This window comes from Dinghuibacter sp. (assembly GCF_035492835.1).
In the GTDB taxonomy this organism is placed as follows: domain Bacteria; phylum Bacteroidota; class Bacteroidia; order Chitinophagales; family Chitinophagaceae; genus Dinghuibacter.
In genome coordinates, this window is the sequence record NZ_DATJIY010000158.1 from 11,824 (window position 1) to 28,536 (window position 16,713).

General features: G+C 58.8%; 9 protein-coding genes. 1 reads left to right on the top strand and 8 read right to left on the bottom strand.

Features of this window, described 5'->3' with window-relative positions:
* Window positions 1–10: 10 nt before the first annotated feature.
* Genes VL547_RS14250 through VL547_RS14285 form a run of 8 tightly spaced genes read right to left on the bottom strand, consistent with a single transcriptional unit; the run spans window position 11 to window position 15,153 of the window.
* Window positions 11–2,434, bottom strand: a complete 2,424-nt coding sequence (locus VL547_RS14250; protein ID WP_325578902.1) for an ABC transporter permease — start codon at window positions 2,432–2,434, stop codon at window positions 11–13.
* Window positions 2,435–2,445: 11 nt separating this feature from the next.
* On the bottom strand, window positions 2,446–4,836 hold the full coding sequence (locus VL547_RS14255; protein WP_325578904.1) for an ABC transporter permease: 2,391 nt from the start codon (window positions 4,834–4,836) through the stop codon (window positions 2,446–2,448).
* Window position 4,837: 1 nt separating this feature from the next.
* Window positions 4,838–7,279 (bottom strand): ABC transporter permease, encoded by a 2,442-nt coding sequence (locus VL547_RS14260; protein ID WP_325578906.1) that lies wholly within the window; start codon window positions 7,277–7,279, stop codon window positions 4,838–4,840.
* Complete coding sequence (locus tag VL547_RS14265) at window positions 7,276–9,663, bottom strand: ABC transporter permease (protein WP_325578908.1); 2,388 nt, start codon at window positions 9,661–9,663, stop codon at window positions 7,276–7,278. Before VL547_RS14265 ends, VL547_RS14260 begins: the two co-directional genes overlap by 4 nt.
* On the bottom strand, window positions 9,664–12,120 hold the full coding sequence (locus tag VL547_RS14270) for an ABC transporter permease (RefSeq protein ID WP_325578910.1): 2,457 nt from the start codon (window positions 12,118–12,120) through the stop codon (window positions 9,664–9,666).
* Between the two features lie 39 nt (window positions 12,121–12,159).
* Entirely contained in the window at window positions 12,160–13,191 is a 1,032-nt protein-coding gene (locus VL547_RS14275) for a DUF4097 family beta strand repeat-containing protein (RefSeq protein WP_325578912.1), read from the bottom strand.
* Between the two features lie 14 nt (window positions 13,192–13,205).
* Window positions 13,206–13,883, bottom strand: coding sequence for an ABC transporter ATP-binding protein (locus VL547_RS14280; protein WP_325578914.1), 678 nt, complete (start codon window positions 13,881–13,883; stop codon window positions 13,206–13,208).
* Between the two features lie 7 nt (window positions 13,884–13,890).
* Window positions 13,891–15,153: an efflux RND transporter periplasmic adaptor subunit gene (locus tag VL547_RS14285; protein WP_325578916.1), complete on the bottom strand. Its 1,263-nt coding sequence runs from the start codon at window positions 15,151–15,153 to the stop codon at window positions 13,891–13,893.
* 201 nt (window positions 15,154–15,354) lie between these two features.
* On the opposite strand from VL547_RS14285, the gene VL547_RS14290 reads away from it, so the two are divergent.
* Window positions 15,355–16,710 carry a sigma-54 dependent transcriptional regulator gene (locus VL547_RS14290; RefSeq protein WP_325578918.1) on the top strand — a complete coding sequence of 452 codons (1,356 nt, stop codon included), beginning with the start codon at window positions 15,355–15,357 and terminating at the stop codon, window positions 16,708–16,710.
* The last annotated feature ends 3 nt before the right edge of the window (window positions 16,711–16,713 follow it).

The following is a 16,713-nucleotide window of genomic DNA, read 5'->3' on the forward strand; positions in this document are numbered from 1 at the left end:
GCCGGGGGCGCTATTCCGATCGTAAATTTTTCACCGGATTCGCCATCGCCGCGCGAATCGTCTGCACGCTGATCGTCACGAAGGCGATGAGCAGCGCGACGACACCGGCGACGAGGAACACCCACCAGCGCACGGGGATACGGTAGGCGAAGCCTTCGAGCCAGCGGTGCATGGCGTACCAGGCGACCGGGAAGGCGACCACCGAGGCGACGACGACGAGCTTCAGGAAGTCGATCGAGATCAGCCGTACGATACTGGCGGTACCGGCGCCCAGGACCTTTCGGATGCCGATTTCCTTTACCCGTTGGGATATGGTGAAGGCAGACAGTCCGAGCAAACCCAGGCAAGCGATAAAGATAGCGATCCCCGCGAACAGGGAGAAGATCGCTCCCTGGCGGATTTCGGTTTTATAAATCTTGTCGAAGTTGGCGTCCAGGAAGTTGCTCTCGAACGCCTTCTGCGGCATGAAGCGGCGGAAGACTTCACCGATGTGGGCCAGCGCGCCGGGGACGTCCCTGCCCGTTACCCGGACGGTGACGTAGTTGTTGAAGTTGCTGTTTGGCCCCCAGATAAAGATCACCGGGGATATTTGCTGGTGGAGGGACTCGAAATAGAAGTCCCGCATCACGCCGATCACCCGGCCTTCCTGGCTGCCGTATTTCATCTGGCGGCCGATGGCGTTTTCGGGGGTCCAGCCCATCACCCTGACCGCGGTCTCGTTAAGGATAAAACCCGCGGTATCGGTGGCGTAGGCCCTGGAGAAGTTCCGGCCGGCGCGCAGGGCGAGGCCGTAGGTGGGGACGAAGTTCTCATCCACCGCGACGTAGTGGAGGTCGACCTTTACGTTTTGGGTCTTCCCGTTCTCGACGTACTGGGTGCCCATTTCGTCGAGGAGCCGGCCCGTGGGTATCCGGGAGGAACGGGTTACGTCCTTGACGCGGCCGTCGTCCATCAGCTGGGTGCGGAAGGCGTCGAAGGAGGTCGACAGCTCGCTCTCATACCGGAAAAGGACGAGGTGGTCCTTTTCGTAGCCCAGCGGTGTATCGACCATATAGCGGATCTGCTGGTACACGATCCAGGTGCAGATGATCAGGACGACGGATATCGAGAACTGGAAGACAACCAGTACGCGGCGGAGCGACAGGTCGGAGGTATTCGCCTTGAAAAGGCCTTTCAAAACGCTCACCGGTTTATAACCGGACAGTACGAGCGCCGGGTACAAACCGGACAACAGGCCGACGGCAAACGGAAGTAAGAACAACGCACACAAGACCGAAGGGTGCAACAGCGTCTGCATGGACAGTTGCCGCCCCGCCAGGGCGCCCATATAGGGCAACAGGATCCCGGTCAGCAGCACCGCCAGTGACATCCCCATCCACGTAATCAGCACCGACTCCGCCAGGAACTGGAGGATCAGCTCTCCCCTACCCGCCCCAACGGTCTTGCGGATACCGATTTCGCGGGCCCGGAGGGCCGAGCGGGCGGTGGACAGGTTCATATAGTTGATACACGCGATGAGCAGGATGAACAGCGCGATGGCGGCGAAGATGTAGACCTTGACGATGTCCCCGTTCTCTTCCACCTCGAAGTCCAGGTGGGAGCGGAGGTGGATGTCGGTGAGCTTTTGCAGGTGGAGCGATGAGGCCTTGGAGGGCTTCATGGGCGAGCCATAGGTGGGCGCGTGCTGGTCCATAAAGGCAGGCAGCTTTGCTTCCAGCGACGCCGCTGGATACCCGTAAGGCAACAGGATGTACGTAAGAACAGAATTATCGCCCCAGTTGGTTCGGAGCAGGTCTGCGCCGTAAATGGTGGTATCCCGCAGCGACGGGAACGACAGGAGCATCTCCGGGTGGAAGTGGGCGTTCCGGGGAAGGGCTTTATAGACGCCCGCGACCTTGAAATCGACCTGGTTGTTGTAGCGGATCACCTTGCCCACGGGCTCGTCGCTCCCAAAATATTTGTGCGCCTCGTCCTCGGTGAGGAGCACATTGTAGGGCTCCGCCAGCGCCGTGGACGGGTCGCCGCCGGACACCATGGCCAGGTCGAACACTTTGGGGAAAGCCGCGTCGACAAAAGCAGAGGCGGGCTCGTTGAATTTTTTATCGCCATACCGGAAACCCAGCGTTCCAAACGGGTAGACCTGGGTCTCCTGCTGGATGTCGGGGAAGTCGTTCTTGAGCAGCGGACCGACGGGCGGGGCCACCGTCCCGAGCCGCAGGGAGGGGTTCCCATCGGGCCCGTTAAAGTATCGCGCCACGCGGTAGATGCGGTCGGCGTTGCGGTTATAGCGGTCGTAGCTGGTCTCGTGCAGGATGTATATCAGGATCAGCAGGCAACAGGTGAGCCCGATCGCCAGGCCGGACAAATTGATGAACGAAGTCAGGGAGTGTCTCCTGAGGTTTCGCACCGCCATCTTGAAATAGTTCCTGATCATAACAATGGTTTTTATTCGTTCCTCAAACTTTTAACCGGGCTTGCCGACGCCGTCTTGACCGCCTGGTAACACACCGTCGCCAGCGCAATCGCGAGCGCAATCACCCCGGACAGCGCAAATATCCACCAACTGATGGGTGTGCGGTACGCAAAGCTGCGGAGCCATTGTGTCATGGCCCACCAGGCGAGCGGTCCCGCGATGGCAAAGGCGATCCCCACGAGCCACAGGAATTCGCGCGACAGCAGGTTGAACAGGTTGAACGGGCTCGCGCCGAGTACCTTCCGGATACCGATTTCCCTGGTCCGCTGGACCGCGGTGAAGATCGACAGCCCCAGGAGCCCAAGACAGGAGATCACGATCGCCAGGACCGCGAAGATGACCGACAGCCTGCCCACCAGTTCCTCGCTTTTGTAGAGCTTGGTGTACTCCTGGCTGGAGAACTGGTAGGTGAAGGGGAAAGAGGGGTTCATCGTACGGCAAAGGTTTTCCAGGCCGTGCACGACCTCGCGCGACGCGCCTGGTCGGGTGCGGATCAGGAAAATGCCATATTGCGGTTGTTTTTCATCATACCAAAGGATGAGTGGGTCGACATGGTCGTGGAGCGAGCGGAAGTGAAAATCCTGCGTCACGCCGATGACCCGGCCGTGGTGTCCCCAGAACGTCAGCTCCTGGCCGATGGGGTCGCCCTTATAACCGATCTTGGCTACGGCGGTCTGGTTCAATACATACCCCACGGTATCGGTAGCGTAGTCGCGGGAAAAATCACGGCCCTTCGCCAGCTTGATCTTCATCGTCCCGAGGAAGTCATACCCCACCCCCAGTTGTACGAACATAGGTTTGGCGTTGGGATCCTTACCCGGCCACTTCACACCAATGGTGCCGTTGTTGACCTGGGTGGGCGACTGGCTGACCATGCTCACCGAGGCGACGCCGGGGAGCCGGGCGGCTTCCTGGCGGAAGAGCTGGTGTTTGGCGATGAGGTCGCCCTCGATGGGAACATAGATCAGGTTTTCCCGGTCATAACCGAGGTTGGCGTTTTCCACGTAACCGATCTGCCGGGAGATGAGGATGGTCGATATGATAAGTACGATCGACAGGACGAACTGGAAGATCACCAATCCCTTGCGGAAAATGAGCGCCCCGGGGCCCGCCCTCAAAGAGCCGCCCTTGAGCACGCGTATCGGGTTGAAGGCGCTCAGCACCAGCGAAGGATAGCTGCCGGATACAAAGCCGGTGACGATGATGAGCGCCAGCAGGAAGAGCCAGAAGGAGCCGCTGGCATAGGGCAGGGAAATCTCTTTGCCCGTCAGCTGGTTGAAAGCGGGGAGTACCGCGGTCACGACGATCATCGCCAGCCAGGCGGAGAAGAAGGCGATAACCAGGGCCTCGCCCATGAATTGCTGGATCAGCAGACCGCGTTTGGCGCCCATCACCTTCCGCACCCCGATCTCCCTGGCGCGTTTGATGGAGCGCGCGGTTGTCAGGTTCATGAAGTTGATGCACGCGATCATCAGGATGAACAACGCCACCAGGCTGAACAACCGGACATACTGGATACGGCCGTTGTTGTCGATCTGTGCGTTTTCATCGAAATGGCTGTGCAGGTACACATCCTTATAGGGTTGGAGGTCGAGGTCTACTTTCCACCCGGGAATCGCCGTTCCTTCCTGGGCCAGGATGAACTTATCGATAAAGTTGTGGATCTTTCGGCGGACCGCATCGGGGTTGGCGTTGGGGTATAGCACGACGTCGGTCTCCGCGTCATTATTGTCCCAGGGCAACAGCCAGTCATAGTCCTTGAGCAGGAAGGTCCAGTTCAGCAGAAAATCGAACCTTTCGGAAACGTTCTTTGGGATGTCGGCAAAGACGGCGGTAACCTTGAAATCCTTCCGGTTGTCGTAACGGATGGTCTGACCGAGCGCGGTAGCCGGGCTGCCAAAGAAGTTATCCGCCATGGTCTTCGAGATGGCGATGCTTTCCGGACCGGCGAGCGCGGTGTTCGCGTCCCCCGCCACGAGCGGGTAATTGAACATCTTGAAGTAGTCGCTGTCGGCGCCGGCGCCTTTATTCTTCAATATCTTGTCGCCTACGCGGAAGGAATGCACGTCGATGTCCTCGAACGAGGTCGCGTATTGGATCTCCGGAACGTCCAGCTTGAGCTGGCGCGGCAACAGGCCCGGGGTGCTGTATTGCCCGGTGACCTTGCCGTCGAAGTGCAGCCTCTCCACGATGCGGTACAGGTGGGGGCTGTTACCGGCGTCCACGCTCAGCTCGTCCCGCACCCACAGCAGGATGAGCAGACTGCACGCCATGCCCAGGGCCAGACCGGTGACGTTGATCGCGGTAAAGCCCTTGTTTTTCGAAATATTGCGAAACGCTATGGTGAAGTAGCTCCGGATCATATCATTCAGTTCTTAGGCTTTTGATGGGGTTGGCGAGCGCCGCCTTGATGGCCTGGACGCTCACGGTGACCAGCGCGATCGCCAGCGCGAGCAGCCCCGAGACCGCGAATATCCCCCACCCCAGATGGATGTGGTAGGCGAAGTCCTGGAGCCAGCGGTGCATGGCCCACCAGGCAAAGGGGAAGGAGATAAAGAGGCTCAGCACCACCAGCCCGATAAAGTCGCGGGACAATAGCGTGACGAGGCCGCCAACGGACGCGCCCAGCACCTTGCGGATGCCGACTTCCTTGGTGCGCTGCTCGGCCGCATAGGTGACCAGCCCAAAAAGACCCAGGCACGCCACGAAGATGGCCAGGGCGGCAAAGAAGAGCGCGATACCGCCCATGCGTTGCTCGGCGTCGTATTGCCTGTTGAAGTCGTCGTCCATGAAGTTGGAGCTGAAGGGCTGTGCGGGCGCCATTTTGGTCCACACATCCTTGATCCTGGCGACCAGACCCGGGACGTCGCCGGTCTGAAGCCGGATGGCAATCGAGTTCCCGTCGCCGTCGAGGAACAAGGCCATCGGGGTGACCACTTCCCTCAGGGAGTTGAAGTTGAAATTGCGGAGGACGCCGACTACGTGGAGCTGCTGGACGTTGCCGCTTTTGTTGCCCCCGCTGAAATCACGGAGGGTGTAAAGCTTGTTGTCCAGCGGCTGCCGCCACCCGAGCAGCTTCACCGCCGCCTCGTTGAGGACGATGCCGGTGGAGTCGGTGGGGAAGTCGCGGGAGAAGTTGCGGCCTTGTATCACGCGCATGCCCAGCGTGGGGATATAGTGCTCGTCGACGTACCAGCATTGGAGCGAAATCGCCTTCTTCGGATCCAGGGTGGGATCGTCGAAGAGGGGGCTATCGTCCCGGTTGGGGTTGGTCGGCAGAAAGGAGCTTTGGGTGACGTCCTGTACCCCCTTGAGCTGCATCAGCTCGTCCCGGAAGGCCTTCTTCCGGTTGCCGAGGGCGCGGGTATTGGCGAGCACCAGGACGTGCGCCCGGTCGTAACCGACGTCCTCGTGCCGGATGTATTGGAGCTGGTTGTAGATCACGACGGTGCCCACCACCAGGAAGATCGAGATCGAGAACTGGAAGACGACCAGGATGCTCCGGAGCCAGCCGGTCTTGAAACCGGTGGAGAGTACGCCCTTGAGGACCTTTATCGGCTTAAAGCTGGAGAGGTAGAAAGCCGGGTACGCGCCCGCGAGCAAACCCACCACCAGCGAGAGCGCCAGCAGGGCCGGAGGCAGCCAGGGACGCTGCAACAGGCGCAGCCCGATGGCTTTCCCCGACAGGTGGTTGAAAAACGGCAGCGACAGCTCGACCAGGCCAAGCGCCAGGACAAAGGCTAGCAGGGACACCAGCACCGATTCCGTCAGGAACTGGCCGACGAGGTTCCCCCGGAGCGACCCCAGCGCCTTGCGCACGCCCACTTCCCGGGCGCGGCCGGCGGACCGGGCGGTGGACAAGTTCATGAAGTTGACGCAGGCGATCAAGAGGATGAACAGCGCCGCGGCCGAAAAGATATAGACATACCCGATGTCGCCATTCGGCTCCAGCTCCCCGGTCTTGTTGGAGTGCAGGTGGATCGAGGTCAGCGGCATCAGCGAGTAGTGCGCGAAGTTGCCCTGCCTGCGGAAGTTTTCATCGGTAATACCGAGGATCTGCGCAGCCTGGGGCATCATGTACTTGGTCACCATGTCCTCCAAACGGGCGTTGAACTTATGCGCGTCGACGCCTGGCCTCAAAAGGACATACGTCTGGAAATTGTTGGATACCCAGATGTTCTGCCGGCTGTCCGGGTTGGAGGCCATGGAGACAAAGACGTGGTAGTGGAAATGCGACTGGGAGGGGATGTCCTTAAAGACGCCGCCCACCTTATAGAGCAAGGTATCGTTGACCGTCAGGATTTGGCCGACGGCGGGGGTAGCGCCGAAGTACTTGGTGGCGGTCGTCTCGTCGATGACCACGGTGTTGGGCGACGCCAGCGCGGCGCGCGGATCGCCCTGGATCATCGGTAAGGAAAATACGTCGAACAGCGTGGAATCCGCGTACTCGACGGCGTCTTCCTCGATGTTTTGATTACCCTTGCGCACCAGGAAGTTGCCGCCATAGTACCGCAGGCGCACATATTGTTCTACGTCCGGGTAATCGGTTTTAAGCTGCGGCCCCATGGGGTCCGGCGCGACGGCCAGGATAAAGTGGTTCCCGCCAAAACGCAGGTCGCCGTCGACGCGGTAGATCCGGCCGGCCTTGGCGTTGTAGCGGTCGTAGCCCAGCTCGTCCAGCACGAAGAACAGGATGAGCAGACAAGTGGCCAGACCGACGGCCAGACCGGCGATATTGATGGCCGAAAAACCCTTGTTCTTCCTAAGGTTCCTGAAGGCTACTATGAGGTAATTCTTTATCATCATTCCGTTCTTAGGCTTTTTATGGGGTTGGCTATGGCGGCCCGGATCGCCTGATAGCTGACGGTAACGAGCGCGATCATCAGGGCGGACAAACCCGCCACCGCAAATATCCACCAGCCCAGGCCGATCTTATAGGCAAAGCCGTTGAGCCAACGGTGCATGAGGAACCAGGCGATGGGCGCGGCCACCACGAAAGAAACGCCGACGAGCAGCACGAATTCGCGCGACAGCAAACCGACGATACCGCCCACCGAGGCGCCCAGGACCTTGCGGATGCCGATCTCCTTGGTCCGCTGGACGGTGCTGTAGCTGGCGAGCCCCAGCAGCCCCAGACAGGATATAAGGATGGCCAGCACGGCAAAGTCCAGGAAGAGGTTGCCAAAGCGTTGTTCGGCGCGGTACTGTCGGTCGAAGAATTCATCGAGGAAATAATAGCTGAAGGGGCGGTTGGGCAATAAACGTTTCCATTCCTTTTCGATGGACGCGATGGTCCCCGGCAGGCTCGATCCGCTGGGCACGACCGCCGTCACCAGGCTGCAACCGCCGGGTTCGATCCGTATACTGAGGGGTTTTATTTCTTCCTGTAGCCCGTGGAAATGGAAATCCTTTACGACGCCGATGATCTGGCCCTTACGGCCCCATTGGTCGAAGTTGCGGCCGATCATATCCTGGGGCCGGCGGTAACCGAATAGTTTCATGGCGGCCTCGTTGACGACCATCGCCTGCGTGGTGTCAGAACCATAGTCGCGGGAAAAGGGCCGGCCGGCCAGGAACTTCATCTGGTATTGCGGGATATAGTCGAAGTCTACGAAGTAGAGATCGAGGTTGGCGATCTGCATTTCGCCCTTGGCGTTTTGGACCTTTGAATAGGCGCCGGGGTTACCGCCGCCGGGGACGCTCCCCGACATCGACACCGACTTGACGTTCGGCAACGATGCGACGGCGTTGCGGAAGGCCGTCCTGGCGTCGTCGCCTTCGGTGTCGATGATCATTTTCTGGTCCTTGTTAAACCCAAGGTCGGCGTTCCGCATGTATTTCATCTGCGAGTACACCACGATCGTGCCGATGATCAGACCGATGGAAATGGTGAACTGGATCACCACCAGGCCGCGCCTCAGGAGGACGCCTCGCGTCCCCGTGGCAAAACGGCCCTTCAGCGTTTCCACCGGTTTGAACGAGCTCAGCACCAGGGCGGGATAGATACCCGCCAGGATACCGACAGCCAGGGCGACGCCCAAAAGGACGAGCAGGTACTGCGGATGGCTGAAGATCGTCCGGCTGATGACGTTCGAGGCGACGTTGTTAAAGGCCGGCAGGAGGGCCGACGTCAAACCCAGACAGAACAAGAAGGCGATCAGGCATAGCACGACGCTTTCGCCGATGAACTGACGGGCCAGCTGCTGTCGTTCAGCGCCTACGACCTTCCGAAGCCCCACTTCCTTGGCCCGTTCCGAGGCCCGGGCGGTGGTCAGGTTGACGAAGTTGAACCCGGCGATGAGTAATATAAAAAGGGCGACAACGCTAAACGTATAGATATAGGTAATGTTCGGGGTTTTGCTCCCGTCCCGGGTGGAATACAGGTACACGCGGCGTAGCGGTTCCAGGAGCAGGGTCGGGTACATCTTTAGCTCGTCCATTTCCCGGCCGTTCATTTTCTTCAGGAAAGCCGGGAGGGTCTTTTGGAAGACGTCGGGGTTGATCCCCGGCTGGAGCAGCACATAGGTCCGTTCGCCGTAGTTCGCCCATTCGGAGTCGATGTGGGGGGCGAATTTTTGCGTCAGCGAGGTCATCGACACCAGGACGTCCCCCTGTATCTGGGAGTTCTCCGGCATGTCCTTCATGACGCCGGTGACCTTTACGGGGATGGCGTCGCCGGTCATCAGCAACAGTTGCCCCATGGGGTTAGTCTTTCCGAAGTATTTTTTGGAGGCGGACTCGGAGAGTACGACGCTCATGGGTTCCTTGAGCGCGGTGGCGCGGTTGCCCTGGAGGAGGGGGAAGTCGAATATCCGGAAAAAGGCCGAATCCACGAAGAGGCTGTGTTCCTCCTGGAACTTGACGTCGCCGCGGCGGAAGAGGAAACTGTTTTGCGCGACGCGCACCACGCCGTCGACTTCCTTTGGATACTCGCCTTTCAGGAAGGCGCCGACCGCCCAGGCGGGTCCGCTGGCGTTGAGCGTCTCCGTGGGCGTCTTGAGGTCGCACACGATCCGGTAGGTCCGGTCCGCCTTGGTGTTGAAGCTGTCAAAGCTCAACTGGAACCGGACGTAGAGGAAGATCAGGAAAAACGCCGTCATCCCCACCGTGAGGCCGAGGATGTTGATCAGCGAAAACGCCCTGTGACGCCAGAGGTTGCGGAAGGCAACCTGTAAATAGTTTTTTATCATTTATTCTGATCTTAAGCTTTTGACCGGGCTCGTGATCGCCGCCCGGATGGCTTGGGTGCTGATCGTTATCAGCGCGATCAGCAGGGCCGCAGCCGCGGTGAGCGCGAAGACGGACCAATCGATCGTGGTTTTAAAGGCAAAATTCTGGAGCCAACGCCGCATCACCAGCCAGGCAATGGGCGACGCTACCAGGATCGAGATCGCCACCAGTTTCAGGAAGTCCCCGGACAACATGGCCACGATCCCTGCGGGACTGGCGCCGAGGACCTTCCTGATCCCGATCTCCTTGGTGCGCTGCTCGGCGCTGAAGGCCGCCAGGCCCAGCAGCCCCAGACACGAGATCGCGATGGCGATGGCGGTGAACAAGGCTACGATATCCGCCAGGCGGGTATCGGCGTCATAGTTCTTTTGGAACTCCTGGTCCAGGAAGGTGTATTCGAAGGGCTCGTTCGGGTCGAGTTGTTTCCAGGTGCGTTCGATCGACCTTATCGTTGGACCGGGGTCCCCCGGGGCCAGGTGAACGACCAGGTAATTCATGTTATAGGGCGTGGTCTGCAGCATGATCGAATAGCCTTCGATCGCGGTGTGCAGGGTGGCGAAGTTGAAGTCCCCTACGACGCCGACGACGCGGGAGAAGTTCTTATTCCCCTGGAACTCGGTGACGAGCCGGTGGCCGATGGCGTTTTGCAGCGTAAGACCCATTTCCTTCATCGCGCGCTCGTTGATGACGATGCCATCCAGGGTATCGGAGGGGAAGTCCCTGGAGAAAACGCGACCCGCCAGGACGCGGACGCCGATCGTCTTCAAAAAATCGTAGTCCGCGAAATTCACCTTGATATCATAGGCGTCGTGAAGCGACTTGCCCTCCGCGTATAAAAGCCGGTCGCTGAAATTGTCGATACCGGGATACGAGAAGGACGCGCCGGCGCTGAGCACGTGCGGGTCATTGGCGATCGCGGCCTGGAAGGTTTCGTGGAGCTGCCTGGCGGAAGAACCCCGCAGGGGTATGACGAGCTGGTGGTCTTTGGTGAAGCCGAGGTCGGTGTTTTTTATAAAAGTCATCTGTTTGTTGATGACGACCGAAGCGACGATGAGGGTTATGGAGATGATGAACTGGACGATCACCAGCCCCTTCCGGAGGGAGGTCGCGGCCAGGCCCTGGGAGCCCTTGCCCTTCATGGTGCGCACGGGTTGGAAGGAGGACAGGTAAAAGGCCGGGTAGCTGCCGGAAATGATGCCCGTAAGGATGGCCAGGCCGAAGTATATACCCCCCAGCCGCCAAAGCTCCCCGGCGGTCAGGTGTATGTCCTTACCCGCCATATATTCGAACCCCCGGAAGGAGAGCTCGGCCATCAGGAGGGCCGCCCCAAAGGCGATGAGCGACATCAGCAGCGCCTCGCCCATGAATTGCCAGATCAGCGACATGCGCCCGGCCCCAAGGGCCTTGCGCACGCCCACTTCGGAAGCGCGTTTGACCGAGCGCGCGGTCGCGAGGTTCATGAAGTTGATACACGCGATCAGGAGGGTGAACAGGGCGATCGAGCCCAGGATGTACAGGGCGGTGACGCTGCCCTCCTGCGTGACGTCGTAGCCGTCCTCGGAGCGGGCGTAGAGGTGGATGTCGCTTACCTTGGTCAGGAACTGCTTCTTATAGAAGCCGGCCTGTTTCAAATCCTTTCCCTCGTACGTGTCCACAAAGGCGGGGAATTGACGTTCCAGGTCGCTGGCCCTGGCGCCCGGCCGCAACAGGAAGTAGGTATCGAACTGGTTGTTGTTGGCGAGGTTGGTGGTCTTTTTCAGGAAGTCGCCGTAGTTGCCGCCGTACATCGACATAAAGAAGCGCATGTCGATGTGGGAGGGCTTCCCGATCGGCCGGAACACCCCGGTCACCGCGTAGTCGTGGTCGCCGTTGGTGCTGCTGCTGATGTGGATAACCTTTCCGAGGGCGGAGCCGCTGCCAAACAGCTGGTGGGCGATGTCTTCCGACAGCACGATGCCATAGGGATCGTCCATCGAGGTCTCCGCGCTGCCCTCGATGAAGTTATAGGTAAATACGCGGAAAAAACCGGAGTCGGCCAGCCCGCCTTTTTCTTCGAAGATGGAGCTGAATTCACCGGTGGCGGTGTGGTATTGGAACAGCGTCTTGTCTTCAAAAAGGGGGCGCAGCCTGGCCGTGCGCTCGATCTGCGGGAATACCTGCTGCATCAGCGGGCCGACGGGGGCAGAGGTGGCGCCCTGCCGGTGCTCGACGCCTTCGGAGATAAAGGTGGTGCCCAGCTGGTACAGCCGGTCCCCGTTCCTCTGGTACCGGTCGTAGCTGGTTTCGTGGAGGATGTATAGGGTGATCAACATGCAGCAGGTCAGCCCTACGGACAACCCGAAGACGTTGATAAATGAAAATGCCTTGCTCTTCATGAGGTTGCGCCAGGCAACCGTCAGGTAATTCGCTATTAGCATAGGAATTCGTTTTACTGAGGCTGCGGCGCGCTCCTCGTGTTATTTTGCGGTGACCGTGACTCCCCCGCTGTTGGCGTCTATGGAGATGGGGATACCACCACCGTTGACGGTTCCGCGCACATGGTCTTTTTCTTTGGTGCCGTTAAAGCTACCCAGGCCCTCCATATCGACGTGGTTACCGTCCAGGGTCAGGTCGAGGCCCTTGCCTGCCGGGATGCTCAGCGTTACGCTGCCGGCCGAAGAGCTCAGCTTGACGTATTTGCCCAACGCGGTCATGGTCACGTGTACGCCGCCCCCGCTGGTGGATGCGTCCAGGGTACAGGCCAGGTCGTCCAGGTCGATCGAGCCGCCGGAGGTGCTGGTCTTGAGGTCGCCGTCGATGTTGTTTCCGTGGACGCCGCCCCCGCTGGTCCCGGCGTTGATCTTGCCGGAGAGGTTGGTGAGGGTGAGGCCGCCGCCGGAGGTTTCCAGGAAGATGGTCCCCTTCAGGTGGTCGGCGTGGATACCGCCGCCGCTGGTGGTCAGGTGGATGTCGTCGGCACAATGGTCTACATGGATGCCGCCGCCGGAGGTGGAGCCGTCGATCTTACCGGTAATATCGCTGACTTCGAGTCCCCCCCCGGAGGTATTGAAGACCTGTTTGCCGCCCTCCAGGTGGGCGATGTGGATACCGCCGCCGCTGGTGTTGAGCCGGGCGGAGGTGCTCCTGGGCGTAAAGACATGAAAGGCGATGTTCAGATTGTGCTCGCTGATCCATTGATGCTCTTCTACTTTGCGCTTGGCGCTGACGAAGAGTTTTCCGCCGTTGAGCTCGATCCGTACGGTATAGTATTTGTCGAGCCGGCTTTTTATCTCTTCGTTGGACAATTCCCGCCCATTGTTGCCACGGATATAGACTTCCACCCTGGATTGCGACGCGTCCCCGCCTTCCATCGTAATACCGCCTCCGGAGGTCTCGACCTCCGCCTCTGTGATACCGGCCCCCGCAAAGGACTTCGTCAGGTAAGGCTTGTCCTGGGCGTATATGGCGGTGCTTATTAAAAGCGCTATGGCTAGCGTTATCGTCTTCATGGCTATACTGTTTGTTATACTAAGATATTTTCTGTCACGGTCTGGCCGTCCAGCATACGGATGATGCGGTGGCTGTAGCGTGCGTCGTGCTCGGAGTGGGTAACCATGACGATGGTCGTGCCCTGCTCGTTGAGCTCGGTGAGCAGCTGCATCACCTCGTTACCGTTGGATGAGTCCAGGTTACCGGTCGGTTCGTCCGCCAGGATCAGCTTGGGGTGGTTGACCACGGCCCGGGCCACGGCCACGCGCTGTTGCTGACCACCGGAGAGCTGCTGGGGGAAGTGGTTCCGGCGGTGCATGATCTGCACCTTGGTGAGCACCTCTTCGACGCGTTTCTTCCTTTCGGCAGACTTGACACCGGTATAGATCAAGGGCAGCTCGACGTTCTCGAACACCGTCAGCTCGTCGATCAGGTTAAAACTCTGGAACACGAAGCCGATGTTGTGTTTGCGGAGGTCGGCGCGTTTGCGTTCGTTGAAGTGCGCGACTTCGATCCCGTTGAAGACGAAGCTACCGCCATCGGGATCGTCCAGCATGCCCAGGATGTTGAGCAGGGTGGACTTACCGCAGCCCGAAGGGCCCATCACCGCCACAAACTCACCTTCTTTTACTTCCATTGTCAGTTTGTTGAGCGCTACCGTTTCCACTTCTTCGGTGCGGTACATTTTCTCAAGCCCTGTGATTTTGATCATAGTTTGTTTATTTATTACCGGTTATAACAAGTTCTTGAATATGCTCGTAGTTGTCGTAGCTGCTGGTCACCACCTTGTCGCCGGGTTGGAGACCGGATATGACCTCGTAAAAGTCGGGGCTGGAGCGGTTGAGCTGGATGTCCTGGCGGAAGGCCGTCTTGCCGTCCGGGCTCACCTTGAATATCCAGTTCCCGCCCGTCTGCTGGAAGAAACCGCCCTTGGGGACCATGATGGCCTGGCTCGGGTCGCTCAGGAAGAGCTTGATCTGCAGCGTCTGACCGCGGCGGATGCCCTTGGGGACTTTGCCCAGGAAGAACATATCGACCTGGAAAGTGCCGCCGGTCTTTACGGCGGTGAACACCTTCCTGATTTCCAGGTTATAGGTCGTGTCCGCGAACTCGAAGCTCCCGCGGAGACCGTTGTAGACCCGGGAGAGGTAGTGCTCGTCGACGTCGGCCCGGACCTTGAAGCTGGTAAGGACGTCGATTTCCCCGAGCTGGTCGCCTTTGTTCTTGTTCATACCGATTTCGGCGTCCAGCGACGTCAGCTGTCCGTCGATCGGGGCGCGGACGATAAGGCCGTTCACCTTTTGCTTCATCAACCCCAGCGTACCTTGCATCTTTTTATAGTACTCCTCCGCCTGGTCCAGCTGTTGCTTGGTAGAGATCGAGTCCTCGTGCAGGATACCCTCCGCCAGCTCTTTTTTACGGAGGTTGTATTGGTAGGTGTTTTGCGCGGTGATCCATTCCTGTTCGCCGATAGCATGCTGGGCGTACAGCTTTTTGTCCACGTTATAAACCCTCAGCGCTTCGTTATACGTATTGGTGACATCCGCCAGCTCGTTCAGCTTGGCGACTGAGTTGACGTCGGCCTGGGTCTTCTGGATATTCATCTGGGTCATGGTGTTGAACACCTGGGTCTCCTGGTTGGCGAGGTCCAGCTGGACGTCGGGGTTGCTCAACCGCAGGATCGGGTCCCCCTTTTTCATCATTGCTCCGTCCTCGACGTAGCGTTCTTCGACCCTGCCCCCGTCGATGGCGGGTATATAGTAAGTTTCGATCGGCAGCACCACCCCGTTGATCGGGATGTTTTCCTGGAACATGCCCTTGGTGACCTCGCTGATGGTGATCCGTTCGGCGTCGACGTTCAGTTTTTGTTTGCCATTCTCCGAGTAAACGACATAGGCGATCAGCAACACCAGGGCGGTGATACCGCCGATGGTGAGGAGCCGTTTAACGGTCCAAGTCTTTTTCTTTATTGCTCTATCCATGCCATACAGGTATTAGAAACAGGTGCCAGAATAATTAATTATTGATTTTCAATGGGTTGAAAAAAAGGTGCCCCAGGGGGTGTACGGAAATGATACACTTTTCGTACGTTACCGATACAAGCACTCCCTATAAGGGGCATATGGCTATTCATTATCAATACTTTAGCTTTATGGTATGTTTGTAGAAGAACCCAATCCATTATGAAGCTGAAAAAGGCAAACGTACTGGCGATCGATGACGATCCGGACGTACTCACCGCGGTACGGCTGCTCCTCAAACCGGAGGTCAAGGAAATGATCACGGAAAAGAATCCAGAGAACATCCCGTCCATTTTGCAGCGTTTTGCGCCGGACCTCATCCTCCTGGACATGAATTTCAACGCTTCCATCAATACCGGGAACGAGGGCATCTACTGGCTCAAACGGATCAAGGAGCTCAAACCCGACGTGGCGGTGATCATGATCACGGCTTATGGGGACATCGACCTGGCCGTCCGTTCGCTCAAGGAAGGCGCTTCCGACTTCGTGGTAAAACCCTGGCATAACGAGAAGCTCGTCGATACGATGGAGGACGCGCTGGGGGGCTCGCGTTCGCAATCCTCTTTGGACCGCTCTTCCAGCAAGATCATCGGCTCGGAGCTGCTGGGGGTGTCGGGCGCCATGCAGGACATTTTCTTTAAAATCGAGAAAATCGCGCCGACCGACGCCAACATCTTGATTTTAGGGGAAAACGGCACCGGAAAAGACCTGGTAGCCCGCGCGATCCACGAGCGTTCCCTCCGGGCGGCCAAGCCATTCGTAAAGGTGGACGTGGGGGCCCTCACCGAAACGCTGTTCGAAAGCGAGCTCTTTGGCCACAAAAAGGGCGCCTTCACCGACGCCCGGGAGGACCGGATGGGCCGTTTTGAATCCGCCGAGGGCGGTACGTTGTTCCTCGACGAAATCGGCAACATCAGCCTGGCCCAGCAAGCCAAGCTGCTGAGCGTGCTGCAGAACCGGCAGGTCATCCGGCTTGGATCGAATACGCCCATCCCCATCAACATCCGCCTCGTGTGCGCGACCAACCTCCCCTTCCAGGAGCTGGCCAACGAACACCGGTTCCGCAAGGACCTGATCTACCGGATCAACACGGTGGAGATCACGCTGCCGCCGCTGCGCAAACGGCCCGACGACATCCTGATGCTGGCCAAGCACTTCGCCAAGCTCTACGCCGACAAATACCTGAAACCCGCGGTCGAGTTCGACGCGGAGGCTTTAGCGAAGCTGCAGCGATATCACTTCCCCGGGAACGTCCGCGAGCTTCAGTATACCATCGAACGCGCGATCATCATGAGCGACCGAAGCGTTCTTTCAGCCCGCGACCTCATCTTCTCCCCCATCGAAAGCGTCCCTCCCGAGGCTGCCGAGGAAAAGGCGGAATTGAACCTGAGCTCCATCGAAAAAACCACGATCCTGCAGGTGATCGAAAAACACAACGGTAACATCACCAAGGCGGCCAAGGAGCTGGGCCTGACCCGCACCGCCCTGTATAGGAGGTTGAGTAAATATGATATTTAGACT